A 25,161-nucleotide genomic window follows, 5' to 3' on the forward strand; every position below is an offset into this window, starting at 1 on the left:
CTTATAAGGTTAAAAAGGATCTTGGATTTATAACTTTACCATTTTTATGCACTTCATAATGTAAATGAGGCCCTGTTGATCGACCGGTTGAGCCCGCTTTGCCAATGTCGTTGCCAGCAATAACATCCTCATCTACCTTTACCAAAATTTTAGAAAGATGACCGTAGTAGGTCTCAAAGCCATTACCGTGTTTAATCACAATACAATTGCCATAACCACCACGCCTTCCTGCAAAAACTACTTTACCATTTGCTGTACATTTAACAACATCGCCATAATTAGCCCTGATATCAAGTCCCTTATGAGTCTCCACATTTTCACCACTGAAAGGATTTTCGCGATGCCCATACCCGGATGTAATTGTACCTAAATGTGGGTAACCCATTGGCGTATAGGCAACGTTATAGGCAATTTTACTCAGGTAGTTGTCGTAAAATTCGCCGATTTCTTCAGCCGATAAAATATCATCGCTTTGCTCCCCGCCTTCGTTACCAGTTAAAATCGGTTTTAGTCCTCTTGCTTTTAGGTATTTATTGATGGTGAGTAGTTTTTTATCAATTGATTGGTAATGCTTTTTCAGGGAAGAAGTATCGATTACAGATAGTTTGTCTTTACTTTTTAAAAGTGCAAGTTCGAGTTTGCTCTTGGCTAATTCTACACTCGAATTACTGCGGATCAGGTAAAATATACTGGATATCAGTATTAAGAATAATCCTAAAATGCCTAAAATATACTTTTTCCAATGTACAATGTATCCTGTTGGAACTTGAATGGGCTTGCTTGAACTTTGATTTTTATTTACAAAAATTACGGTTGTTTTGCTCCGTTTTCTGTTCATTTTTACTCCGATTTTTTGTTTGGGACTAAAACAAATATATGATTAACAACCACATAGTCAAAAACTAAGCTCAGATTTAACACTTACAGGAATAAAAATCACAATGCATTAACATCGAATTAACCTATACTTCATTGCTCATGCTAGTTAAAAGACAGATGTGTAACATTTAAGTGGCTTACATTGTACAGCCATATAACCGTTCGGTACAACGAATACTATTAAAAACTATATTCGCATACAAAATATTTAAATGAAAGCGTTTATTTATCCATCAGTAGCACTTGTGCTAAACTTTATTTTATTTCAAAGTTTCCCCATGGCTGGTGAGGGTGCAAGTTTAGGGGCACTATTAACAATCCCAATCATCGGTGTTATCTCACTCTTATTTGCACTTATCCATTACATACTGGCAAGGAAAAAGATTAAAACAAAATATTTTCAACCTCTTGGGATAACTGTAATGGTTTTGATCAGTTATTTTTTATTTATTGCTGATGAAGGCAATACCCCAATTGATATTGTTGGTAGGATGTTTAAAACAGCAAGAAATTACAACAACATTAAGCTGACGGATTTCTACCTGGATGACATTCCAACCAATGCAGAAAAGATATTAGCAGCAAAGAAAAAGTTTAAAGATCAGATTCCTGATACAGCATATACCATTAATGTTTTTAAACATAACGATTATAAAACAATAGAAACCTTCGGCATTTTTTATCAAAACGGGAAACCAATAGCTGTAAATGAGAATGTTAAAATCAGGCAAATAAACAGAACGGCAATTATGCTAACAAGGATTGCAGGAAAGGATAGTTTAAGTTTTGTTCTATCGCCATTGGCAATAAAACTAGGCGAAAGCAGAATAAGTGGCTTCCCAGAAGAAAACTCTAAAAGAAAGCCAGAAGAATCGTTAAGACAGGCTGACATTAACCCCGTTAGTAAAAGAACAACCTTAGACCGACAATTCTTCGCTTACAAAGTTTTTTATTGGTTGCTTTAACTTTCTCTGCGCTAACCCCAGCTAAAATGAGAGTAAAATATTTTCTTTAAGCCTTCTGTCAAGTTCTGCATCCTGATAAAAAGCTGAAACCTGTTTAGCAAGATTCGGTATATACCAACCACTATCCCAATCAAATGGAGCAGGTTCATTTGAAGCATTGTATGTGATTTTTGCTATGTTCTCTGCTAACAATAAGTAAACTTCATACTCCTTATTCCTGTTTTCTAAATTCAATTCTCTGATTTTTGAAAACTGATTATGTGCCTCTTTCCATCTAAGTTTATCATCAATAATTTCATAAAGCGTTAATACTTCAGCTGGTATAAAGATTAAACACTTATCGAATAGAGATAAGATATTCTTACCCCACATAGGTCGAAAATCATTTGGTATTTTTTCAAATACGACTTTACTCGCTCCTATATCCATATTACTTCCACCTCCACTCGCCGGCAATACTCAAAGGCTCCTTTAGGTTCTGCGATTCTAAGAAGGCCCTTAGTTCTTCTTCTCCCTGAACACCAACAGGAATTTTCGGTGTATTGGCTAAAGCGTAAGTTAACATGGCGCTGTAACGTACTGTATTTTTAAGTTCCTGCTCATCAACCAGTTTAAAACTATCGCCATCTGAATGATAAAATGGACCAGAATTGTTAGGCAGTTTACCACCAAAACCACCGCCTGTAGGAATACCTTCTAACATAAAAGGTTGATGATCGCTATGCAAACCTGCACCAGCATTAAACAGATTTTTAAAACCAGTATCAATTTTTACAATATCAGCTCCCCAGGCCGTAAACAGATCTTTCATTTCCGCTCTTGAGGTAGAAAAACCCTTCGGATCGTTCGTCATGTCGTAGTTTAACATAAACTTCACCTGGTTTAAGGTTTTGTCTTTCTTAGCCTGATCGATGTATGCTTTAGAACCCAACAAACCTTGCTCCTCGCCCATAAACAGTACAAATTCTACAGTACGTTTGGTTTTTAAATTCAGCTTTTTAAAAGTACGTGCCATATCCATAATAGCAAAAGAACCAATTCCATTGTCTATCGCTCCGGTTGCTAAATCCCAGCTATCTAAATGTCCACCCACTACAATTTTATCTTTAGGCAACCCGGTCCCTTTAAAAGTAGCAATTACATTTTTCGCCTTAATCATACCCGAGAAATTAGTCATAGCGATGTGCGCTACCTGTGGCTGTGATTTAATTTTTTCTTTTAAAGCTATACCGTCTTCTAAACCAATACAAATAGCGGGAATGGAGATCAACTTACCTGTTACCGAAGCTGTCCCGGTTAAAAGTACACCATCTTTTACGGTATTGATAATAATCACTCCAATTGCTCCATATTTTGTGGCAATGGCCGTCTTTTCTGAGCGGTGTAATGACTTTGTTCCAGCTGGAGAGCCTGGCAATACGCCTAGGTAAATTAAAGCAATTTTACCTTTAAATTTCTCCGGATTGGCCTGATAATCTGCCTCCAATCCATTACCTGCATCTACTATCTCACCAGTAATGTCTGCACTAACAGGCGAATGCGCTAAGGTAACAGCCTTCATTTTTGTCAAACTGTTTTTATCGGTCCCAATTTCTACACTGATTGTTTTTCTTGCCCAGCTTTCTACTTCGAAAGGTTGAAACTTCACTTCACAACCATAAGATTTCAATAAATCGAAGGCATATTGCTCTGCTTTTGCGCCGTTCGTAGAGCCTGTTAAACGATGACCAATGGTTTCAGTTTCATATTTAAGTGTTTGATAAGCTTTTGAATTCTGCTGTACATCGGTATTGATCTTGGCAAAAACATCACCGAATTTATCCTGGGCATTTACAAATAAAGTGGTACAAAGAAGCGCTGCAGAGAAAAGATATTTCATTAGGAATAATAGTTTAGCTGCTGAAAGTACAAATTTTAGCCAGAGATTACTAGCTGTAACGTATATTTTGCTTTAGATAATGGCTTTTTCCATGGAAATGGTCGTCATTGCGAGGCACGAAGCTAACCGGACGAAGTGAGCTCATGAATACCTTTAAAAACAACTGCAAAAATGAATAATCTTAATTCACACGCTATTAGCGATCGTTGTAAGATTGCTTTGTCGGCTGAAAAAGCCTTCTCGCAATCACGAATCTTCTCGGCTTATCGCAATAAAAAAGATTCTTCGATGTGCTCAGAATGATAAAACTATGGCTTTACATGCACTTTTTTCTTAGGAAACACCAGCGAAGCCACAATACTGATCACCAGGATACTCAAAATCACGATCAAAGAATGCTCTGTAGTGAAACCCCATTTCTCCAGATAAGTATGCCCTAACATTTTTATCCCGATAAATGCCAATAATACGGCTAATCCGGTTTTTAAATAGTGGAATTTATGGATGATATTCACCAACAGGAAGAACATGGAACGCAAACCCATGATGGCAAAAATATTAGAGAAAAATACAATGTAAGGATCTTTTGTTACCGCAAAAATAGCCGGAATAGAATCTACAGCGAATAAAAGATCGGTAAACTCAACAATCAGCAGCACCAAAAATAAAGGTGTTACCAGTGTTTTATGGTTAATTTTTACGAAGAATTTTTTGCCCTCATACTTTGGGTGAATAGAAAATATTTTCGAAGCCCATTTTACTACAGGGTGGTTTTCCGGATCAATCTTATCATCTTCATCTTTGCTGAAGAACATTTTTACACCGGTAAAAACAAGGAAAGCGCCAAACAAATAGAGGATCCAGGCAAATTTTGCAATTAATGCTGCACCAACAAAAATGAAGATGAAACGCATGATAATGGCACCTAAAATACCCCAGAACAATACACGGTGATAATATTTTTCTTCAACGGCGAAAGCAGAGAAAACGAGTACGATCACAAAGATATTATCTACCGAAAGTGCATACTCAATTACATAACCGGTCAAAAATTCTAAGCCGAGGTTTTGTCTATAAATCGCTAAACTTCCTTCAAAATCATTGGGGATTAATTTAATGTGGTGCTGGTGTCGCGTTACAATTTCTTGCAGGTGTGCAAAATCCTTTATTCCATGGAGCTGGTGCCCTTCAGTTAACAGAATAAAGTAAAAACCGATAGCCAAAGCCACCATAATCAAACTCATTACTCCAGCCTGTTTTAAGCTCACCACATGCTCTTTCCGGCTAAATAGACCAAGGTCTAAAGCAAGAATCAACGCAATAAAAAGAAGAAAACCTAAGCTAAAAAGTAATTCGTTACCCATTATTTTTTACGTTCAGTGGTGTACAGTACAAGTTGTTCTAAACCAGTTCGTGCTTCGCCTGCCTCAAAACTGTGCAAAATATCAAATGCTTCCTTCTGGTACTCCAGCATTTTCTGGTTCGCGTAATACACACCTTCGTGGGCATTTACGAAATCTATAATCTGCTGAATTTTAACCGGATCGTCCTGGTGGTTTTTCACAAGGTTAATTATTTTTTTACGTTCAGTTTTTTCGGCTTTATTCAGCGCATAAATTAAAGGTAGCGTTACTTTCTTCTCTTTAATATCAATACCCAAAGGTTTACCTACATCATCAGTCCCGAAATCGAAGGTATCGTCTTTAATCTGAAAGGCAATCCCTACTTTTTCGCCAAACAGACGCATTTTTTCTATCGTTTCATCATCAGCACCTGCCGAAGCAGCACCCGCAGCGCAACAAGAAGCAATTAAAGAAGCTGTTTTCTGTCGAATCACATCAAAATATAAATCTTCCGAAATATCCATCCTCCGCACCTTTTCTACTTGCAAGAGCTCGCCCTCACTCATCTGTTTCACCGCTTCCGATACAATCTGTAACAAACGGTGTTCGTTATTGTTTACCGAAAGCAACAATCCTTTAGCCAACAGGTAGTCGCCAACTAAAACGGCAATCTTGTTTTTCCATAAAGCATTGATAGAGAAAAAGCCGCGGCGTTCGTAAGCATTGTCTACCACATCATCATGCACCAAAGTAGCCGTATGTAAAAGCTCTACCAAAGCAGCTCCGCGATGGGTTGATTCTGTAATGCCACCGCATAGTTTAGCCGCAAAAAATACGAACATCGGCCGCATTTGTTTGCCTTTCTGCTTTACAATATAATGGGTAATCCTATCCAGCAACGGTGCGTCGCTATGCATAGATTCTTTAAAGGTTTTTTCAAACGCTTTAATATCAGCAGCAATAGGTGTTTTTATCTGTTCGATTCCCGGCATTAAGTCGAAAAATTTTGATTGCAAACTTAAACTAATTTCCCATAAAAAGGTAATGTACAATCGTATTATTAAGGATTTGAAAAGCAATAGCTTAATCTTTAATATCTTTTGCTCCTGCTATTGCCCATAGTCCTCGCCCTCATGCTTCGGGCTGTGGGCCATTTAGCGCGATCAGGTTAACATTATGGGTTAGTGAAGGTAAAAACCCCTCCATACGACAATTAATTCCTCAGAAATATTAGCTTTATTTAATTTCAAATTTTACATTTAAACCAATATTAGCTGAGCTAAGATGAAAAAACGCTACAAAGTACTTATTGGCCTTTCGGCATTAATTGTTGCAGGCTACTTATTGGGGCCAAAACCCAAAAAACCGGTTTACAACAAAGAACTTACCCAGGTTCCCGATCTGGAAGACTTAGACCGTTATGTGGCGAGTATCGAATCGATGCACAAAATAAAACCAGGTAACGAAGCCGAAATTATCTGGGCAGATCCCCTCCACAAGCAAACCGAGTATGCCATTGTTTACCTGCATGGTTTTTCGGCATCAAAAACAGAAGGAAACCCCGTTTACCTAAATTTAGCAAAAGAACTAAATGCCAATTTATATTTAGCGCGTTTGGCCGACCATGGCATTGATACACTTGCACCCATGCAATATTTTACCGCAGATCGCCTTTGGGAAACCAGCAAACAGGCTTATGCTATCGGTAAAAAATTAGGAAAAAAGGTAATTTTGGTGGGCACCTCTACAGGAGGCACAGTAGCTTTAAAGTTAGCGGCAACCTATCCTGAAATTAACAGTTTGATATTGTTATCGCCAAATGTGGCCATTAACGATAAAAATGCATGGCTTTTGAATAACCCCTGGGGTTTGCAGATAGCCAGAAAAGTGGTGGGTGGCGATGAACGTAAAGTAGACGATCGCACTGACGAATATAAAAAATACTGGTACACCAATTACCGCCTCGAATCTTTGGTAGAACTGGAAGAGTTTATCGAGAGCAGTATGGTAAAAACAACTTTCCAAAAAGTAAAACAACCTGTTTTAATGCTCTACTACTACAAAAATGAACTCGAGCAGGATCCGGTAGTGCGTGTAGATGCTATGCTGAAAATGTTCGATGAACTGGGCACGCCGAATAATTTAAAAAGAAAACAAGCCATACCAAACGCAGGGAATCACGTAATGGGATCGTATATTACTTCGAAAGATTTACCAAGTGTAGGGGCTGCTATTGATAACTATATCAAGAATGTATTGAAAATATCATTTGAACTTACTAAATAACATCATCTAAAATGAAAATATGCTTCTCAATTATTATCTTAACACTATGCTTTTTAAGCACCAAGGCCCAAACCTTAAGCTATGAAGATTTTAAAAAATTAATTCCCTTGCTAGAAAAGGAAGATTGGAGAAATGCATATCAACAATCCGAAAAGTTGTTAATTTCTTCAAAAACGGACACTTCAGATTTTAGAGCAATTATATTATATGCTAACATTCTATCTGCGGCAGGTATGGTAACCGAAAATTCTATGTCATACAAAGAAATAGAGAAAAACTTAATGAAGTATAAGGGGCAGAAAATCATTTTCTCTTCTCATCCCATTACAGAAAAAGAAGGTTCGCTAAACTGTGTTCAGTTCTCAGACCCAAAACTGGCAGCAAGTGCTTTTATCACAGCTACAAACGGGGTATCAATATTCTGTGTTTTGAAAAAATTGTTTTTAAGCATCCGGTAAAGCCTAGTGATTTTGCTGGCTCGTTTGTACGGTGTGGAGGAATATTAGATAAAATAGAATTTAACCCGAATAAATCTTTAATCTGGATTAGCAGATTATCAGTAAAGGAAGGTTTTGCAAACGCTGTTAATTAACTTGGTGAGAGACTTACGAGGTTATTCCATCGCTAATCCCCAGGCCAAACTTCGCAAGAAATTTAACTCAAAATATTTTTTACAATCATTTCAGCGTGCACCCTAGAATTTTCGATAAAAAGTTTGTGTGTATCCAATCCACCGCAAACTACACCCGCCAAATACAAACCTTTTACATTGGTTTCCATGGTTTCTTCGTTATAAACCGGGCAAAGTGTTTCGGGCAGTTCGATGCCGAATTTTCTTAACATACTAAAATCTGGCTGATAACCTGTCATGGCGATAACGAAATCGTTTGGAATGGTTTTTATCCCTTCTGGTGTTTTGATATCGACTTCACCTTCTCTTATTTCAACCAGTTCAGAATTGAAAAGTGCTTTCACTTCTCCTTCTTTAATCCTGTTCTGTATATCCGGACGCACCCAATATTTAACATGAGGACCAAGATCGCTACTACGAACAACCATGGTTACGTTTGCACCTTTTCGGTAGGTTTCTAAAGCAGCATCTACACCAGAGTTATTGGCGCCAACCACCACTACATTTTGAAAGGCGTATAAATGAGGATCTTTGTAATAATGCGTTACTTTTGGTAAATCCTCTCCCGGAACATTCATCAACAAAGGCACATCATAAAAACCAGTAGCCACAATTACATTCTTCGCAGTATAATCGGTTTTAGAAGTATTGATTTCGAAAATATCGCTATTATTTTTAACAACCTGTTTTACGCTTTCAAAAAGATGGATATTTAAATCAAATTTTTCGCCTACACGACGGTAATATTCAACAGCTTCATTACGGTTAGGTTTTGGACTTATGGTTACGAAAGGAACTCCTCCAATTTCTAACTTTTGAGAAGTAGAAAAGAAGGTCATAAACACCGGATAGTTAAACAAACTGTTCACCAAAGCGCCTTTCTCTACAATTACATAGCTTAAGTTCGCTTTTTGAGCTTCAATTGCACAAGCCATCCCTATTGGGCCGGCACCTATGATTAATACGTCGTAATGATTTTGATTGTCAGACATCCAGTTTTTATTTCGCTTAAAGAGTGGTCGTCATCTCGCCTGGAGCGTCGTCCCGATGTTAAGTCGGGAGAGAGATCTATTGATATAGATTTCTCGACTACACTGCGTTCCGCTCGAAATGACGATTTCCTTTAATTATTACACTTTCATTGCTTTACTTGGGCAGGCGAAATCGGTTCTTTTTAAACCGGTATTTTTAATTGCACCATAACCGCCTGCAACATCGATCACATTTTCTACTCCACGTGATTTTAAGATGGAAGCAGCAATCATCGAGCGGTAGCCACCTGCACAGTGAATATAATAGGTAGATTTTGGATTGATTTCGCCAGTCCAGTCGTTAATAAAATCTAACGGGCGACTCAGTGTAAATTCCAGATGTTCTGATTCATATTCACCTGGTTTACGTACATCAAGGGCTGTAATTTCTCCATCGGATGCAGCCTGTTCAAAAGCTTCAGCCGAAATAGATTCTATGGTATCGATTTCCTTGCCAGCATCTGTCCATCTTTCGAAACCACCATCTAAATAACCAATGGTACTATCGTATCCTACGCGGGTTAAACGGGTAATGGTTTCTTCTTCTTTACCTTGATCTGTAATCAGTAAAATTGGCTGCTGTAAATCGGTAATCAAAGCACCAACCCAGGGCGCAAACTGTCCGTTAAGGCCTATGTTGATTGAATTTGGAATAAAACCTTTGGCAAAAACCTGCGGATCGCGGGTATCAAGCATAATAGCCCCTGTTTGGTTTGCCGTATCTTCAAACTGCTGAGGTGTCAAAGCGTTTAATCCTTTCTCATAAACCTCATCAATGCTTTCCACACCACCTTTATTAATGGCAGCATTTTTAGCAAAATATTGTGGTGGCGGCATAATGCCATCCGTCACTTCGGCAATAAACTGCTCTTTCGTTTCGGCTTTCAAAGCGTAATTTACTTCCTTTTGATGCCCTAAAGTATCGAAAGTTTCTTTACTCATACTTTTGCCACAGGCAGAACCTGCACCATGTGCCGGATAAACAATTACATCATCAGCCAACGGCTTTATTTTCTCATTTAACGAATCGTAAAGCATTCCGGCTAAGTCTTCCATGGTTAAATGACCTTTCTGTGCTAAATCCGGGCGACCAACATCACCGATAAATAAAGTATCACCACTAAAAATACAATGATCTTTACCGTTTTCATCGGTCAATAAATAGGTAGTCGATTCTAAAGTATGCCCAGGAGTATGTAAAGCGGTAATGGTCACGTTTCCAATTTTAAACTGCTCGCCATCTTTAGCTATGTGCGATTTAAACTCGGTTTTAGCGGTTGGGCCATAGATGATTTCGGCACCAGATTTTTCTGCCAGATCTACATGTCCGGAAACAAAATCGGCATGAAAATGCGTTTCAAAAATATATTTAATGGTTGCCCCTGCTTTTTCAGCTTTCTTTAAGTACGTTCCAACCTCTCTTAGCGGATCAATAATTGCAGCTTCGCCATTACTTTCGATGTAATAAGCGGCTTCTGCCAGGCAACCTGTATATATTTGTTCTATTTTCATGATTTCTTCGCAACGTCACCCTGAATTTATTTCAGGGTCTTACCAGAAAGATGCTGAAACAAGTTCAGCATGACGGATCTATTACAGCAAAAATAGCGCTAAATACTTATAACCGAAATGATGTCGGTCATAATTGCAGAAGTTTTACTTATTAAAACCTTTTTGTTGGTCGAGATTTGCAATCTCGACCTTATTAGCTTAAAAGAATTACAAATCATTAGTTCTGTAGACGGGATTACAAATCCCAACCAACGCTAATCTTTAGTCAACTCACCTCTTAGTGATTCTTCCATTAATTTGCGGCTTTCTTCTATTGGCAAACCTAAGCCCATAACGAACATTAATTTGGTTACCGTAGCCTCGAAAGTTAAATCGTAACCACTTAAAATGCCCATTTTCAGCAATTCTCTGCTGGTTTCGTAGCGGCCTAGTTGAACCGATCCTTTTTTACATTGAGAAATATCGATTATAATCTTTCCATTCAGAATAGCCTGACGCAAACTATCTAAAAACCATTGTGCAGTTGTGGTATTGCCTGAGCCAAAAGTCTCTAAAATAATGGCATCAACCTTAGAATCTGTTATTGCCTGAACTGCCTGTGGCGTTATTCCAGGGTATAATTTCAGCACCCCGATATTAGAATTAAAATTGGTGTGTAATTTTAATTCTCCTTCGGTAGCTTTTAGGATATAGTTTCGATGAAATTGCAAGTGAACGCCTGCTTCGGCAAGTATCGGGTAATTTGGCGAACGGAAAGCTTCAAACTTTTCACTGTTATATTTTATAGAGCGGTTGCCTCTAAATAATTGTGCATCAAAATAAATGCAAACCTCTGGAAAAAGTGCTTTTCCATCTTCTTTGGTCGCTGCAATCTCTAGAGCGGTAATTAAATTCTCTTTGGCATCCGTCCTGATTTCGCCAATTGGCAGTTGCGAACCGGTTAAAACAACAGGTTTAGATAGATTTTCGAGCATGAAGCTCAATGCCGATGCTGTAAAAGCCATAGTATCAGACCCGTGTAGGATCACAAAACCATCGTACTGATCGTATTTATGATAAACAAGTTCGGCTAATGTTTTCCATATTTCAGGATCCATGTTTGAAGAATCCAATACTGGATTGAAGGAATGCACATCTAAATCGTAATCTAAACGGCTTAATTCAGGAACGTTTTCTTTTATCTGCTGGAAATCAAATGGAATTAACATCCCATTTGTAGGATCGTTAACCATACCGATGGTACCACCGGTATAAATTATAAGTATTTTGGTCATTTGGTTGGTGAAGGTTGCTCACCGCAAAGAAACTAAAAATTTACAAATGATTAGACAATATTTTTAAATTAGCAACAAAAAAGCTAAAAAACGTTAGTAAATTGCCAAAATGATAAATTTTAAATCACTATTTTACAATACAAGAAATTCAATACAATCGTCATTCCCAACTTGATTGGGAATCGTAATGCCTTGGTCGGGTTTGTAGATTGCATAAGATTCCCGCCTGCGCGGGAAAGACGATCTTCCGTCAGAATCTGTCATTAGTAATTTGTTTCAGGATCCTGATAGGAAAGATGCTGAAATAAATTCAGCATGACGGCCTAGCAAAAAATTGATGTTTAAACCCCGAAAATTTTCTTCGAATTCTCAGTGGTTACATCTGCAATTTCTTCAATAGAAACACCATAAATATCAGTCAGTTTTTGGGCAACATAAATTAAATAACTGCTTTCATTGGGTTTTCCACGGAAAGGAACTGGAGCCAAATAAGGTGAATCTGTTTCTAAAACCAGATTAGCCAAAGGAATCTCTGACAATACCAGATCCAATCCAGCTTTTTTATAGGTAACCACACCACCAATGCCTAAATAGAAATTTAAATCGATGGCCTGTTTAGCATGCGCTAAATTACCCGTAAAACAATGAAATATTCCGCGCAGTTTTTCGTCCCTTTCACTTTCCAGTAACTCGAAAACCTCATCAAAAGCTTCACGACAATGGATCACAATCGGCAAACCCAAATCTTTTGCCCAGCCGATCTGTTTACGAAAAGCATCTTGTTGAATGGCCAAAGTAGTTTTATCCCAATACAGATCTATCCCGATCTCGCCAATGGCATAAATTTTCCGACCGGAAGTGCTATTGTAGATTTCGTCCAATTTTGCAAGATAATCTTCCTTCACATCGCAGGGGTGTAAACCCGCCATTGCAAAACAATTTGCCGGATATTTTGCCACCAGATCATCAATCATAGCAATTGATTTTACATCAACATTTGGCAAAAACAAACGGTTAACGTTATTCTCAAAACAACGCTCCATTAACTGCGCTTGTTTCTCAGCATCCTGCTCGTAATATAAATGGGTATGGGTATCGGTGAAAAGCATGTTTATAATGTAAAATGGGTTAGAGGTTAGGTTATGAATTCATAAATGTATTGCTAAGGTTAATCTGAACTCGAATTTGTCATGTTGAGCTTGTCGAAACACTTAACGCAAATTTAAGCAGGTCCTTCGACAGGCTCAGGATGACAAATTTATTTGTACATAAAGACCCTGAAACAAATCCGATAGCTATCGGATCAGGTGACGAATGATGCGTGAACCTCCAACCTCGGACTATTTCTTCTTCTTAGACGCTTTGACCTCCAACTTCAGACTGCTGAACTCGGACTCTAAAGCCATTTCCTTTTTCAAAAACTTTCCGGTTAAACTAATTGGATTCTGGATTAAACCTTCTGGTGTGCCTTCGAATAAAATTCTTCCGCCACCAGCACCGCCTTCTTCACCTAAATCGATTACCCAATCGGCTACTTTAACTACATCTAAATTATGTTCGATTACCAAAATCGTATTTCCTTTATCAACCAGCTCTTGCAATACCCCTAAAAGCACATTAATATCTTCGAAATGAAGTCCGGTGGTAGGCTCATCTAAAATATAAAATGTTTTCCCTGTATCTTTTTTAGAAAGCTCTGTAGCCAGTTTAACCCGCTGCGCCTCGCCACCTGATAAAGTAACCGACGATTGCCCCAAAGTGATATAACCTAAACCAACATCTTTCAATGTTTTGATCTTCCTATAGATGATCGGGATATTTTCAAAGAAATTACAAGCATCTTCGATACTCATATCAAGCACATCACTGATCGATTTTCCGCGGAAACGAACTTCTAAGGTTTCCCTGTTATATCTTTTTCCGCCACATTCTTCACAAGGCACCTGTACATCAGGCAAGAAATTCATTTCAATCACCTTTAAACCAGCGCCCTGACAGGTTTCGCAACGACCACCTTTTACATTAAAAGAGAAACGGCCTGGTTTGTAGCCACGAATTTTTGCCTCAGGCAACTGTACAAATAAATTTCTGATATCGGAGAAAACTCCGGTATAAGTAGATGGATTAGAACGGGGTGTTCTGCCAATAGGTGCCTGATCGATTTCAATCACCTTATCTATTTCTTTTAATCCGTTAATTTTCTCATAAGGCAAAGGTTGTTTTTTCGCCCTAAAGAAATGATGATTTAAAATCGGATATAAGGTTTCTGTAATCAAACTCGATTTACCACTGCCCGAAACTCCGGTTACGGCAATAAATTTACCTAAAGGAAAATCTACTGAAACCTCTTTTAAATTATGTCCGGTGGCTTTAACAATCGATAATTTATGCCCATTGCCCTTTCTGCGGGTTTTTGGCGTTTCAATTTTCTTTTTGCCGTTGAGGTAATCTGCAGTTAGCGTGTTCGATTTCAGAATCTGTGCAGCTGTTCCTTCTGCAACTACCGTTCCGCCGTGAATACCTGCTCCTGGGCCAACATCAATTACCCAATCGGCCTCCAGAATCATATCCTTATCATGCTCTACCACTAAAACGGTATTTCCGAGATCACGGAGATTCTTCAGCGCATTGATCAAACGTTCGTTATCGCGTTGATGCAAACCGATACTTGGCTCATCGAGGATATACATTACATTCATCAACTGCGAACCGATCTGTGTAGCCAAACGGATCCGTTGCGCCTCGCCACCAGAAAGTGTCCTGGCTGTTCTATCTAGCGTTAAATAGGTTAAACCAACATCTGTTAAGAAACCGATCCTGGCTTTAATCTCTTTTAAAATTTCTTTTGCAATAATATTCTGACGGTCGCTAAGGCGTTCATCTACTTTTTCGAACCAGATGTTCAGGTTGAAAATATCCATTGATGACAGTTCGAAAATATTTTTGCCATCAACTTTAAAGTGTAGGCTTTCTTTTTTCAAACGGGCACCATGACACTCCGGACAGGTTTTCAGTTTCCTGAATTCGTCCATATCATCTGATGCAGATTCATTTCTCTTTTCATTCTGCTCTTCGAGCATTTTAATAATACCATCAAAAGTGATATTATAATTTTGAACGTTCCATTTATTGTATTCTACCTCAACCTTGATCAGATCGGGCGTACCGTTTAAGATGATGTTTATTACTTCATCGCTTAACTTTTCGATCGGGGTTGAAAGTGAGAAACTATATTTTTTGGCTAATGCTTTTAATACCTGGAACATCCAAATATCACGATATTCGCCTAATGGAGCCAAACCACCATTTAAAATACTCAGTTTTGGATTCGGGATCACCGATTCTTTATCCACTACAAAGATATAGCCTAAACCATCGCAACGCTCGCAGGCACCATATGGAGAATTGAATGAAAAACTGTTCGGTTGAGGTTCATCGTAAGAAATACCCGTGGTTGGGCACATTAAAAACTTACTAAAATGTGCAACGTTATTATCTTTATCGCTGATTTTGATTACTCCCTTACCCATTTTCATCGCAATCTGTAGCGAATCTAAAAGGCGTTTTTTATCCTTTACATCAATAATCAAGCGATCAATCACCACTTCGATATCGTGAATTTTATAACGGTCTACCTGCATTTTAGCAGAAATATCCCTTATTTCTCCATCCACACGAACTTTTACATAACCCTGTTTACGGATCTGCTCAAAAAGTTCGCGGTAATGCCCCTTTCTACCTTTAACAACAGGTGCAAGAATATTTACTGCAACACCATCAAATTTATTGAAGATATTCTGCAGGATCTGATCTTCACTCATCCGCTCCATCTTCTCGCCAGTATTGTACGAATAGGCATCGGCAACACGTGCATAAAGCAAACGCATAAAATCGTAGATCTCAGTAATGGTACCCACGGTAGAGCGCGGGTTTTTGCTGGTGGTTTTTTGCTCAATGGCAATAACCGGGCTCAGTCCCGAAACCTTATCTACATCCGGGCGCTCCATCCCTCCCATAAACTGGCGGCTGTAAGCGCTAAATGTTTCCATATACCGGCGCTGTCCTTCCGCATAAATGGTATCAAAAGCCAGTGATGATTTACCGCTACCACTTAAACCTGTTATAACAACAAGCTGATTGCGCGGAAAACTTACATCTATATTCTTTAAATTATGTACCCTCGCACCATATACTTCTACATCTTTTTGCTCGCCGAGGTCGATAGATTTATTGCTCATATTTTATTTAAAGTTGGAGGCAAAATCGAGTCTTTAAAAAGACAAAATTTCAATCCGCAAAAATGCTAAAAATTTTATCAAAATGAAAGTCAAAACCAATCTTGATTAAGGATTAATTGTCATAATGTCGACTTCTATTTCGTAGGAAATCAGAGGTAAACAGAAGAGACAGATTAAAAGGCTAAAAAAAGTTTTCGCCATACTTCACAAACGCTGTAAATGATAAAATGGTTTTGTATTTTTAGAGAACTTTTAAAGCTTTTAAGCCCCTTACCCAATGCAACCTAATAAACATCTTTAAAAGATCTCTCGACTCCGCTGCTCTCCGCTCGAGATGACGACGCAAAGCGGGCACCATGCTAACCAATGAACCAATGGCTAATGAACTAACCTACCACTCTATCGTTGTTCCATTCTCAGTCGGGTGCCCGGTACACACCAAAACCCTGCCTCTTTCCAATTCATCATCGGTAAGTACTTCGTTATAATCCATTCTTACTCCACCTTTAGTGCAATTGGCTACGCAGGTACTGCATACTCCTCCACGGCAGCTATACGGAAGTTTGATCTTATTTTCCAACGCAACATCTAAAATTCTTTTTGGCCAGGGCACTTCGAGGTTATAAATTTCCCCTCTAAAATTTAAAATTACCGAGTAAGTATTTTTATCGACGGCTTTTTCTGCCGAACCATCATCCTCATCCACCTCATCTTCCGGTAATACAAAAGTTTCTCTTTTAATCTGTTTGATATCGAAACCCATACCCAGCAAGGTGATCCGACATAAATCCATATAAATTATCGGGCCACAACTGTAAAACAGCGCATCATTCCGATCAAAATGCAAATGTTCCTTGAGTAGTTTTTCGATATAGAATTTGTTTAAGCGGGCCGTCATTAAGTTTTTACTATTGCTAAAAACCCAAACAATCTTTAATCTATCCGGATATTTCTTTTGCCATTCGTTCAGCTCGTCATAAAATAATGCATCTTCCATCGACCGGTTGCTATATACCAGCGTAACCAACGATTTTTTCTCACGTACCAATGCCGTTTTCAAAATTGAGAATAATGGTGTAATCCCCACCCCCGCAGCGAATAGAAAAAGATCACGCTCCAGATTTTCATCAGGAATATAGCTAAACATCCCTTGAGGCTCTTGCGCTAAAAGAATATCGTTTACAGAAGTTTTATGATGTAAAAATCTCGAAATCTCTCCATTCTCTACCCTTTTCACTGTAATCGCCAAAGGCTCATCTACATCAGGCGAGCTGTTAAAAGAATATGATCGCCTTATTTCCTTATGTTTTCCCTGAAAAATCAATGAAATAAACTGACCAGCTAAATACTTCGGATATTGTTCATCCACCTCCTCAAATTGAAAGGTAATGTTATCGCCAGGTTGATTGATGATTTTATTGATGCGCAGTTTGAACATAACACAAAGAAAGGAAATTGATTTATTAGTTCAATCGTTCATTGGTCATTAGTTAGCATGATTTAGGGTTTAGGGTTTAGGGTTTAGGGTTTAGGGTTTAGGGTTTAGGGTTTAGGGAAAACATTGGTCAGACAAGTTTGTGTTTGATAATAATGAAAAACGTATGATAATGACCAATGTATTTGGACACACATGCACTTAAATGACCTTCTATTTCTTATATGGTAAAACTATTCCGTGTTAATCTGTTTTTGCGTGGCGATAAAGTTCATTGGTTTATCTGCCATCGGTTAGCGTGATGCGGAGAAAATTCTCGTATCAATCAATAATTCCTAAAAAAACGCTTAGGGGTTAGCGTTTAGTAAAAAACAAATCTGTGTAATCCAACAATCCGTGTAATCACTTTCCAAAAAAAAGCGTCCCGATTTACAACCGGGACGCCTTACCAAATGCTTGTCTTTATCTTAATTATTATATTATTCGGCGTTGTAGGCCAATAATACTCTCGGTTTTTCGTAACCGTAACGTTTCGGGTGTTCCATAATCTGTTTCATAGAAATCACTTTATAAACATAGCCACCCGTTTCGCGGTTCAGCTTCATTTTGTAGTAATTATCCTGATTTTGATTATTGATCTGCTTGCGCAGGCGTCCGTCGCCAACATTGTAAGCCGCAGCTACCAATGTCCAGCTTTCTAAACCTTTATACATTTCTTTAATGTATTTACAGGCAGCGATGGTCGATTTACGCAGATTATAGCGTTCATCAACATTTCCGTTTACTCTTAATCCATAGGTACGGGCTGTGCCAGGCATAAACTGCCAGATTCCGGCTGCACCTTTTGGAGAAACTCCTTCTGCCATTCCAGATTCGACTAATGCCAAATACTTAAAATCGTTAGGAATTCCGTACGCAGCGAGAATGGGCTCAATTACGGGAAACCATTTTGCTGCTTTTGCATGCAATTTATTGGTTTGTGTATTACCGTAAGTGTGTGCTGCAAGGATTTTTTTCATTTTGCGTTCTACCTTTTTATCGCCTAATGGCAGGGTTTCTTCTGCAAAATTTAACTGTGCCATTAAAGATAGCGGCTTTTCCGCATTTTCAACTTCCAGGCTATCAGATTTGGGTATTGTAGTGTTTAATTTTTCTTCTTTTAAAAGACTTTTTTGTGCTAAGGGCATTTGGTAAGCGAACACTTTTGCCAAGATAAATAGTGTTGCCACTACCGCAAATGGTACGATGTGTTTCTTTAACATCTTCCTCCTTTTTTTGGTGAACTTATATAAAAACGTTGGCAAAGGTAAAAAATAATGATCACATTATCAAATAGTTACAAAAATAACCCCCAAAATCAGCCCTTAAAGCGCTTTAAACGTGGATTTTAAATTTTGATTTTAATCCAAATTTTCCTATTTTGGAGGCTATTTTTTTATCTAATTTTTCCGCTCTTAAAATTGTTATGTTCATCAATTTTTCATAAATTTGCAACCCGCATTTTTAATGTGGTTAAAAGCGTATCATGATAAATAAAAACAACAGGAACAGTCGGGATGACAAGTCCAAACCAGGCAGTCGAAAAACAGAAGGCAGAAGCAGTTCAGCCGGGTCTGACAGAAGAAGATCAGACGACAAAGACAGCAAATTCAAAAAATCATCCGATTCTAAAGACGGCTTCAAACCTAGAAGCTCAGAGGGTAAAGATTTCAAATCAAAATCTTTCGGAGACAAAAAAGACTTCAGGCCAAGAACAGGAGACCGTGATTTTAAATCGAAAGATGGAGAGTCAAAGGGATTCAAATTTGGAGACCGCGAGTTTAAATCAAAAGATAACAACTCAAAATCAGAAGACCGCAGCTTCAAATCAAGAGAAGGAGGATCAAGAGACTACAAACCGAGAACAGGAGATAGAGATTTTAAACCAAGAGAAGGTGGTGCAAGAGATTATAAGCCAAGAACAGGAGAACGCGATTTCAGATCTAAGGATGGAGATTCGAGAGATTTTAAACCGAGAACTGGCGACCGCGACTTTAAACCTAGAGAAGGCGGATCAAGAGATTACAAACCAAGAACTGGCGACCGTGATTTTAAGTCGAAAGATGGTGGATCAAGAGATTTCAAACCGAGAGAAGGCGGCTATAAAGATTACAAATCAAGAGGCAAATCTGATGATTTCAAGCCAAGTGCTGGAAGTTCAAGAGATGTAAAACCCAGAGAACCGAGGGAAGGCGACACCCGTCCGTTTAGAAAACGCGAGAATGCCCAGCCAAGAGATACAGAATTTAACCGCCCTGAGCGCACTGTAATTGCCCAAGGCCGCAAAACAAATGAAGATAAAGGCTTAATTCGCCTTAACAGATATATTTCAAATGCAGGTATCTGCTCTCGCCGTAAAGCTGATGAGCTAATTGCTGCCGGCATTATTACCGTAAACGGAGAAGCCATTACAGAATTAGGGCATAAAGTTGACCCTGCAAAAGATTTAGTACGCTATAATGGCGAGCTATTGAAACGCGAGAAAAAAGTTTACGTTTTATTAAACAAACCAAAAGATTACATCACCACTACCGACGATCCACAAGAACGCCGTACGGTAATGCAATTGGTTGACAAAGCGAGCCGCGAGCGTATTTACCCAGTTGGCCGTTTAGACCGTAATACAACAGGTTTGTTGTTGATGACAAACGATGGTGATTTAGCAGATAAATTATCACATCCTAAAAACGGTATCACCAAAATTTACAATATTGAGTTGGATAAAGCTTTATCACAAGGCGATTTAAACAAAATTGCTTTTGGTTTAGAGCTGGAAGACGGATTGATTAAACCGGATAACATTTCTTACGTTGCGGGTGGAACCAAAAAAGAAATCGGCATCCAGATCCACAGCGGTAAAAACAGAATTGTTCGTCGTATTTTCGAACACCTGGGTTACAATGTAGAAAAATTAGACCGTGTTGTATATGGCAATTTAACCAAGAAAGATTTACCTCGTGGTAGATGGCGCTATCTTGAAGATCATGAATTGATCCAGATTAAACATCTGATAAAATAATATGTAAAAGGCAACCAATGGTTGCCTTTTTTTGTATTGCTATTTTTTACCACAAAGTGCACAGAGAAAAGCACAAAGTTCGCAGAGCCCCCTCCCATCGTCCCCAGGCGATAATTAAGAAACATGTTCCATGTTTTCTGGGCTTCCGTGGCCAACTTTCTTTATATTTGTTAATCAACACCATATTTTCATGAAAAAACTCAGTTCATTGCTTATACTTTCTATATTTTCGACCCTTAGCTTCGCTCAAAAAACCAATTACAACCTCATTGTTGGCACCTATACCGCACCGGGAAAAAGCGAAGGGATCTATACTTACAACTTTAATACTTCAACTGCAGCCACAACGGTAAAAAGCATCACAAAAAATACAGCTAACCCAAGTTATCTGGCTGTTTCTCCGGATCAGAAATTTGTATACGTGGTTAATGAAACCGGAGCAACAAGTACGGTAAGCGCATTTAAATATGATGCCAAAACAGGCGATTTAACTTTTTTAAACAAAGTTGACAGTCACGGTGCTGATCCTTGTTTTATTACCGTTGATGCCAAAAATGTAATTGTAGCCAATTATAGCGGGGGCAGTTTAGCGGTATTCGCACGCAAGGCTGATGGCGCCTTAACCGAAGCTTTACAAACGATCAAGCATACTGGAAAAAGTATTGACCCTAAAGGCAGACAAGAAAGCGCACACGTGCATATGGTTAAATTTACGCCAGATCACAAGTATTTAATTGTTAACGATCTGGGCGAAGATCAAACTTATGTTTACAACTATAACCCTACCTCAAAAGAAAAAATATTAACCGTTAAGTCGGTAATTAAAACCACTGCAGGCACTGGCCCGAGGCACATCACTTTTAGTCCGAATGGAAAATTTGCTTATTTAGCGCACGAATTTAATGGCAGCATAACCGTTTTCGCTTATTCGAATGGAAGCTTAACCAAAATCCAGGAAATTGGTACTACGCCGAAAGATTTTAGCGGAAAAATTGATGGTGCCGACATCCATGTTTCGGCTGATGGAAAATTCCTTTACGAAACCAACCGCGGAGATGCCAATAGCATTTCTGCCTTTTCAATTCTGCCTACGGGAAAATTAAAATTCATCGAAACGGTAAGCACACTGGGTAAAGGACCAAGAAACTTCGCGATTGATCCGACTGGAAAATTTTTATTGATCGGCCACCAATACACCAACAACATCGTTATTTTTAACCGAAATAAAACCACTGGTAAATTAACCGATAGCGGCAAACGCATTGATGTTGGCGCGCCAGTTTGTTTGGTTTTCAATTAATCACCTAAAATTAAGCCAATGGAAAACTTCGATTGGACCAGATTCACCATCAAGATTGCTGTTAAAGCGAAACTTGAAGACATGTATAATGCCTGGACAAAAGCCAGCGAAATCGAAAAATGGTTTTTAAGCGATGCGGAATTCTCTGATGAGAACAGCGTATTGCTCAACAAAACGCAAAACGTATTGAAAGGCGATAAATACAAATGGATCTGGTATCTCTATGATGATATTGAAAAAGGGAGCATAACTGAAGCCAATGGCAAAGATGAACTTCAATTTACTTTTGCAGGCGAATGTTTGGTCGACATTAAACTCAAAGAAGAGTTTGAATATGTAATTGTGGAGTTGACTCAAAAGAATATTCCCTTGGATGACAATGCAAAAAGAAACATTCGCTTAGGTTGTCACAACGGCTGGAGTTTCTATTTGGTTAATCTAAAATCTGTTTATGAAGGTGGTTTGGACTTAAGGAACAAAGACAACCGCTTTAAACCTATGCTGAACAATTGAGGTAATGGATTTAGCGGTGAAGTCAAAAGAAATTCAGGAATTAGGATTTTCGGTGATAGATGATGTATTTACAGACCAGGAAGTTGAAGATATCCTCGCAGCGATTAACAGGACAGATTCGACAAAAGAAACCTTTAGAAAATCGGACGATCTTTTTGCGATACGTCAATTTTTAAAAGAAGTTCCAGAAACAATCGACCTTATTTTTAATGGCAAACTCAAACATATCGTAAAAGGGGTTTTTGGTGAAGATTATTTTCTTGTCAAATCGATCTATTTCGACAAACCCGAAACTTCAAATTGGTTTGTTTCCTATCATCAGGATTTAACAATTTCAGTTAATCAGAAAGTGGAAATAGCCGGATTTGGTCCGTATACTAACAAACACAAGCAGTTTGCCGTACAGCCTCCGATTGATATACTTGAAAGCAATTTCACCGTCCGCATTCATCTCGACGATACCAACGAGGAGAACGGTGCATTAAAAGTAATTGCCAATTCACACAGTAAAGGCATTTACCGTCCCGAAACAATCGACTGGAATGTAGAAAAAGAAATGAGTTGCAACGTAGAAAGAGGCGGTGTGATGATTATGAAACCACTGCTGCTCCATAGTTCGGGCAGAACAAGCAACAATAAAAAAAGAAGGGTAATTCATTTAGAGTTTAGCAACAAAATATTGCCAAAGGAGTTGAAGTGGTCTGAATATTTGAGTTTAATGTGATAGACACTGAAACAAGCTCAATACAGTGGAACTCACCAAGCGATCGTCATTCTGAGTTTAACTCAGGATCTTATAGCCTGATAGATACTGAAACAAGTTCAGTATGACGACCCGAAAAAACAAAAAAAATGGCCCCAATTTGCATTGAGGCCATTCTAAATATTGTATTTAGCAATTTTATGCGGGCTCTGCAACTCTGGCTACATTGCGATAGGGGAATTCATTAAAGATATGTCTGCGGGCAAAACGGCCCGGAGAATCGGCGTTAACCAATTTTACGTAAATTGCTTTTGGCACATCGAAATATTCGTAAGCACTTCCATCAAAAAACTGGATATTTAAAACCTGTTGTTTGTATTCGAAATCCTGAATATTCGATAATGTTGTAGTTTGCGTGTACGTTTCGATATTCTGTTCGCGTGTTTCTGGCGCAATACTTACCAGGAAATGGTAAGCTTCGATAATTTCTTTACTTCTAGCTTCTGCATCTAATTTCTCTTCTTCCTGCTGAAATTTATCAGGGTGACAATCTTTCATCAATGTGCGGTACACAGATTTAAGCTCTTTTAACTCAGCATTTTTATCTACGCTCAAAAGCTTTCTGTAATCAACTATTTTCTTCATTTGGGATAACCTCTTTTTTAATTTTGTCGAAATGATTTCAGGGATCTTTATCTGCAAAACCGTTTCAAGCCGCAAAGATACGATTTATAATCATTTGATTTTGAGAAAGTTTACTTTTATTAAATATTGCTGATATGAATCATCAACTAACAAGTTCTCCTGTATCTTACTTAAGTTTTTAACAACAGATGCACACAGATAAACACGGATTTCATCTGTTTGCATCCTTTCTATCTGTGGTTAAAATAACGTAAGCCTTAATTTGTTAATATTTAGCCTGTAATGAGTTTTCGATTACTTCCTTATAATAGTTAACATAAACAGGTAGGATCTTTTTCAGGTCAAAATCTTGTGCCCTTGCAAAAGCATTTTCTTTGAAACGATTCAAAGTTTCATCATCTTTTAATATTTCAATAGCATGAGCGGCCATCGCGTCTACATCCCCAACATTGCTCATGTAGCCACAAAATCCGTCAACATTAAGCTCAGGCAGCCCACCGGCGTTTGTAGTAATTGCCGGCACTTTACAAGCCATTGCCTCTAACGCAGCCAAACCGAAGCTTTCAGATTCTGATGGCATTAAGAAAAGATCTGAAACCGATAAGATTTCTTCTACCGCATCCTGCTTACCTAAAAACCTTACATTTTCACAAATATTTAACGATCTGCAAAGCTGCTCATCATAAGCACGCTCAGGTCCATCGCCTACCATTAATAGTTTTGATGGAATAACCGCTTGTACTTTTTCGAAAATCCTAATCACATCAGCCGTACGTTTTACTTTCCTGAAATTACTGGTGTGGATTAAAATCCTTTCGTTATTTGGTGCAATTGCTTTTTTGAAGTGACCTTTTGCCTGTAAACTGAAGCGCGAAAAATCTATAAAATTTGGGATTACCTTAATTTCCTTTGTAATCTCGAAGTGATTATAAGTATCTTCTTTTAAATCTTCCGATACTGTAGTTACACCATCGCTTTGATTAATAGAAAAGGTAACCACAGGTTTATAAGTTGGATCTTTACCCACCAAAGTAATATCGGTACCATGCAAAGTAGTTACCACCGGAATATGAATGCCATAACTTGCCAAAATCTGTTTCGCCATAAAAGCTGCAGAAGCATGTGGAATGGCATAATGAACGTGTAATACATCCAATTGTTCAAAACGGACAACATCTACCAGTTTGCTGGCCAGAGCCGATTCGTAAGGAGCGTAATCAAAAAGTGGATAATCTCTTACCGAAACCTCGTGATAAAACAGGTTGGCAGAAAAGAAATCGAGCCTGGCAGGCTGACTATAAGTAATAAAGTGAACCTGATGTCCCTCGTTAGCAAGTGCTTTACCAAGTTCTGTTGCAACTACTCCACTACCGCCAAAAGTGGGGTAGCAAACAATTCCTATCTTCATTGTACATGTATTGTTGTTATCGCAAATGTACCCGATTTTAATCTATAATGCGTGTCGGCTT

The 25,161-nt window shown here is 38.4% G+C and carries 21 protein-coding genes; 7 read left to right on the forward strand and 14 right to left on the reverse strand.

Annotated elements, in window-relative coordinates; all coding sequences use genetic code 11:
• Position 1: 1 nt before the first annotated feature.
• Positions 2 to 838: a M23 family metallopeptidase gene (locus tag ASU31_RS04330; protein ID WP_057931169.1), complete on the reverse strand. Its 837-nt coding sequence runs from the start codon at positions 836 to 838 to the stop codon at positions 2 to 4.
• 253 nt (positions 839 to 1,091) lie between these two features.
• Here ASU31_RS04330 and ASU31_RS04335 point away from each other — a divergent pair, with 253 nt between their 5' ends.
• Positions 1,092 to 1,844 carry a hypothetical protein gene (locus tag ASU31_RS04335; protein WP_057931170.1) on the forward strand — a complete coding sequence of 251 codons (753 nt, stop codon included), beginning with the start codon at positions 1,092 to 1,094 and terminating at the stop codon, positions 1,842 to 1,844.
• A gap of 21 nt (positions 1,845 to 1,865) precedes the next feature.
• Here ASU31_RS04335 and ASU31_RS04340 read toward each other — a convergent pair whose 3' ends face one another.
• The 4 genes from ASU31_RS04340 to ASU31_RS04355 form a co-directional block, all read right to left on the reverse strand.
• Complete coding sequence (locus tag ASU31_RS04340; protein ID WP_057931171.1) at positions 1,866 to 2,273, reverse strand: hypothetical protein; 408 nt, start codon at positions 2,271 to 2,273, stop codon at positions 1,866 to 1,868.
• Position 2,274: 1 nt separating this feature from the next.
• The gene (locus ASU31_RS04345) at positions 2,275 to 3,723 is read right to left on the reverse strand and encodes a M20/M25/M40 family metallo-hydrolase (protein WP_057931172.1); all 1,449 of its coding nucleotides are present in this window, start codon (positions 3,721 to 3,723) and stop codon (positions 2,275 to 2,277) included.
• A 308-nt stretch (positions 3,724 to 4,031) separates the two neighbouring features.
• Positions 4,032 to 5,087, reverse strand: a complete 1,056-nt coding sequence (locus ASU31_RS04350) for a TerC family protein (protein ID WP_057931173.1) — start codon at positions 5,085 to 5,087, stop codon at positions 4,032 to 4,034.
• Entirely contained in the window at positions 5,087 to 6,058 is a 972-nt protein-coding gene (locus ASU31_RS04355) for a polyprenyl synthetase family protein (RefSeq protein WP_057931174.1), read from the reverse strand. The genes ASU31_RS04350 and ASU31_RS04355 overlap by 1 nt, the downstream gene beginning before the upstream one ends.
• Positions 6,059 to 6,350: 292 nt before the next feature.
• Between ASU31_RS04355 and ASU31_RS04360 the strand changes: the two genes are divergently transcribed.
• Entirely contained in the window at positions 6,351 to 7,352 is a 1,002-nt protein-coding gene (locus ASU31_RS04360) for an alpha/beta hydrolase (protein ID WP_057931175.1), read from the forward strand.
• An 11-nt stretch (positions 7,353 to 7,363) separates the two neighbouring features.
• Positions 7,364 to 7,810 carry a hypothetical protein gene (locus ASU31_RS04365; RefSeq protein ID WP_057931176.1) on the forward strand — a complete coding sequence of 149 codons (447 nt, stop codon included), beginning with the start codon at positions 7,364 to 7,366 and terminating at the stop codon, positions 7,808 to 7,810.
• Positions 7,811 to 8,006: 196 nt separating this feature from the next.
• Here the strand turns inward: ASU31_RS04365 and ASU31_RS04370 are convergent, their stop codons facing one another.
• The 7 genes from ASU31_RS04370 to ASU31_RS04400 all read right to left on the reverse strand — a co-directional run bounded on the left by ASU31_RS04370 (position 8,007) and on the right by ASU31_RS04400 (position 18,735).
• A complete protein-coding gene (locus tag ASU31_RS04370) occupies positions 8,007 to 8,975 on the reverse strand; it encodes a YpdA family putative bacillithiol disulfide reductase (RefSeq protein WP_057931177.1) in 969 nt (322 codons plus the stop codon).
• Between the two features lie 138 nt (positions 8,976 to 9,113).
• Complete coding sequence (locus ASU31_RS04375) at positions 9,114 to 10,526, reverse strand: MBL fold metallo-hydrolase (RefSeq protein WP_057931178.1); 1,413 nt, start codon at positions 10,524 to 10,526, stop codon at positions 9,114 to 9,116.
• Positions 10,527 to 10,780: 254 nt separating this feature from the next.
• On the reverse strand, positions 10,781 to 11,800 hold the full coding sequence (locus ASU31_RS04380) for an asparaginase (RefSeq protein ID WP_057931179.1): 1,020 nt from the start codon (positions 11,798 to 11,800) through the stop codon (positions 10,781 to 10,783).
• Between the two features lie 341 nt (positions 11,801 to 12,141).
• The gene (locus ASU31_RS04385) at positions 12,142 to 12,909 is read right to left on the reverse strand and encodes a TatD family hydrolase (RefSeq protein ID WP_057931180.1); all 768 of its coding nucleotides are present in this window, start codon (positions 12,907 to 12,909) and stop codon (positions 12,142 to 12,144) included.
• 231 nt (positions 12,910 to 13,140) lie between these two features.
• The gene (gene uvrA / locus ASU31_RS04390) at positions 13,141 to 16,038 is read right to left on the reverse strand and encodes an excinuclease ABC subunit UvrA (protein WP_057931181.1); all 2,898 of its coding nucleotides are present in this window, start codon (positions 16,036 to 16,038) and stop codon (positions 13,141 to 13,143) included.
• A 391-nt stretch (positions 16,039 to 16,429) separates the two neighbouring features.
• Complete coding sequence (locus ASU31_RS04395; RefSeq protein WP_057931182.1) at positions 16,430 to 17,476, reverse strand: ferredoxin--NADP reductase; 1,047 nt, start codon at positions 17,474 to 17,476, stop codon at positions 16,430 to 16,432.
• 476 nt (positions 17,477 to 17,952) lie between these two features.
• On the reverse strand, positions 17,953 to 18,735 hold the full coding sequence (locus ASU31_RS04400) for a lytic transglycosylase domain-containing protein (RefSeq protein ID WP_057931183.1): 783 nt from the start codon (positions 18,733 to 18,735) through the stop codon (positions 17,953 to 17,955).
• A gap of 263 nt (positions 18,736 to 18,998) precedes the next feature.
• On the opposite strand from ASU31_RS04400, the gene ASU31_RS04405 reads away from it, so the two are divergent.
• From ASU31_RS04405 to ASU31_RS04420, 4 genes are all read left to right on the forward strand, one after another.
• The gene (locus ASU31_RS04405) at positions 18,999 to 20,531 is read left to right on the forward strand and encodes a pseudouridine synthase (protein WP_057931184.1); all 1,533 of its coding nucleotides are present in this window, start codon (positions 18,999 to 19,001) and stop codon (positions 20,529 to 20,531) included.
• Between the two features lie 190 nt (positions 20,532 to 20,721).
• Positions 20,722 to 21,831 carry a lactonase family protein gene (locus ASU31_RS04410; RefSeq protein ID WP_057931185.1) on the forward strand — a complete coding sequence of 370 codons (1,110 nt, stop codon included), beginning with the start codon at positions 20,722 to 20,724 and terminating at the stop codon, positions 21,829 to 21,831.
• 18 nt (positions 21,832 to 21,849) lie between these two features.
• Positions 21,850 to 22,344 (forward strand): SRPBCC family protein, encoded by a 495-nt coding sequence (locus ASU31_RS04415; RefSeq protein ID WP_057931186.1) that lies wholly within the window; start codon positions 21,850 to 21,852, stop codon positions 22,342 to 22,344.
• A 4-nt stretch (positions 22,345 to 22,348) separates the two neighbouring features.
• Positions 22,349 to 23,068 (forward strand): phytanoyl-CoA dioxygenase family protein, encoded by a 720-nt coding sequence (locus tag ASU31_RS04420; RefSeq protein ID WP_057931187.1) that lies wholly within the window; start codon positions 22,349 to 22,351, stop codon positions 23,066 to 23,068.
• Positions 23,069 to 23,245: 177 nt separating this feature from the next.
• Here the strand turns inward: ASU31_RS04420 and ASU31_RS04425 are convergent, their stop codons facing one another.
• Both ASU31_RS04425 and bshA read right to left on the reverse strand, forming a co-directional pair.
• A complete protein-coding gene (locus ASU31_RS04425) occupies positions 23,246 to 23,692 on the reverse strand; it encodes a KTSC domain-containing protein (RefSeq protein ID WP_029279950.1) in 447 nt (148 codons plus the stop codon).
• A gap of 265 nt (positions 23,693 to 23,957) precedes the next feature.
• Positions 23,958 to 25,100, reverse strand: a complete 1,143-nt coding sequence (gene bshA, locus ASU31_RS04430; RefSeq protein ID WP_057931188.1) for an N-acetyl-alpha-D-glucosaminyl L-malate synthase BshA — start codon at positions 25,098 to 25,100, stop codon at positions 23,958 to 23,960.
• Positions 25,101 to 25,161 lie beyond the last annotated feature (61 nt).

The sequence above is a fragment of the Pedobacter ginsenosidimutans genome, assembly GCF_001442625.1.
Classification (GTDB): Bacteria; Bacteroidota; Bacteroidia; order Sphingobacteriales; family Sphingobacteriaceae; genus Pedobacter; species Pedobacter ginsenosidimutans.

Bases quoted from the DNA above. Each gene is read 5' to 3' on its own strand.
- ASU31_RS04400 (WP_057931183.1), bottom strand. From the start codon at position 18,735: ATGTTAAAGAAACACATCGTACCATTTGCGGTAGTGGCAACACTATTT.
- ASU31_RS04360 (WP_057931175.1), top strand. From the start codon at position 6,351: ATGAAAAAACGCTACAAAGTACTTATTGGCCTTTCGGCATTAATTGTT.
- ASU31_RS04350 (WP_057931173.1), bottom strand. From the start codon at position 5,087: ATGGGTAACGAATTACTTTTTAGCTTAGGTTTTCTTCTTTTTATTGCG.
- ASU31_RS04340 (WP_057931171.1), bottom strand. From the start codon at position 2,273: ATGGATATAGGAGCGAGTAAAGTCGTATTTGAAAAAATACCAAATGAT.
- ASU31_RS04405 (WP_057931184.1), top strand. From the start codon at position 18,999: ATGATAAATAAAAACAACAGGAACAGTCGGGATGACAAGTCCAAACCA.
- ASU31_RS04335 (WP_057931170.1), top strand. From the start codon at position 1,092: ATGAAAGCGTTTATTTATCCATCAGTAGCACTTGTGCTAAACTTTATT.
- ASU31_RS04385 (WP_057931180.1), bottom strand. From the start codon at position 12,909: ATGCTTTTCACCGATACCCATACCCATTTATATTACGAGCAGGATGCT.
- ASU31_RS04355 (WP_057931174.1), bottom strand. From the start codon at position 6,058: ATGCCGGGAATCGAACAGATAAAAACACCTATTGCTGCTGATATTAAA.
- bshA (WP_057931188.1), bottom strand. From the start codon at position 25,100: ATGAAGATAGGAATTGTTTGCTACCCCACTTTTGGCGGTAGTGGAGTA.
- ASU31_RS04425 (WP_029279950.1), bottom strand. From the start codon at position 23,692: ATGAAGAAAATAGTTGATTACAGAAAGCTTTTGAGCGTAGATAAAAAT.
- ASU31_RS04395 (WP_057931182.1), bottom strand. From the start codon at position 17,476: ATGTTCAAACTGCGCATCAATAAAATCATCAATCAACCTGGCGATAAC.
- ASU31_RS04345 (WP_057931172.1), bottom strand. From the start codon at position 3,723: ATGAAATATCTTTTCTCTGCAGCGCTTCTTTGTACCACTTTATTTGTA.
- ASU31_RS04415 (WP_057931186.1), top strand. From the start codon at position 21,850: ATGGAAAACTTCGATTGGACCAGATTCACCATCAAGATTGCTGTTAAA.
- ASU31_RS04380 (WP_057931179.1), bottom strand. From the start codon at position 11,800: ATGACCAAAATACTTATAATTTATACCGGTGGTACCATCGGTATGGTT.
- ASU31_RS04330 (WP_057931169.1), bottom strand. From the start codon at position 838: ATGAACAGAAAACGGAGCAAAACAACCGTAATTTTTGTAAATAAAAAT.
- ASU31_RS04410 (WP_057931185.1), top strand. From the start codon at position 20,722: ATGAAAAAACTCAGTTCATTGCTTATACTTTCTATATTTTCGACCCTT.
- uvrA (WP_057931181.1), bottom strand. From the start codon at position 16,038: ATGAGCAATAAATCTATCGACCTCGGCGAGCAAAAAGATGTAGAAGTA.
- ASU31_RS04365 (WP_057931176.1), top strand. From the start codon at position 7,364: ATGAAAATATGCTTCTCAATTATTATCTTAACACTATGCTTTTTAAGC.
- ASU31_RS04375 (WP_057931178.1), bottom strand. From the start codon at position 10,526: ATGAAAATAGAACAAATATATACAGGTTGCCTGGCAGAAGCCGCTTAT.
- ASU31_RS04420 (WP_057931187.1), top strand. From the start codon at position 22,349: ATGGATTTAGCGGTGAAGTCAAAAGAAATTCAGGAATTAGGATTTTCG.
- ASU31_RS04370 (WP_057931177.1), bottom strand. From the start codon at position 8,975: ATGTCTGACAATCAAAATCATTACGACGTATTAATCATAGGTGCCGGC.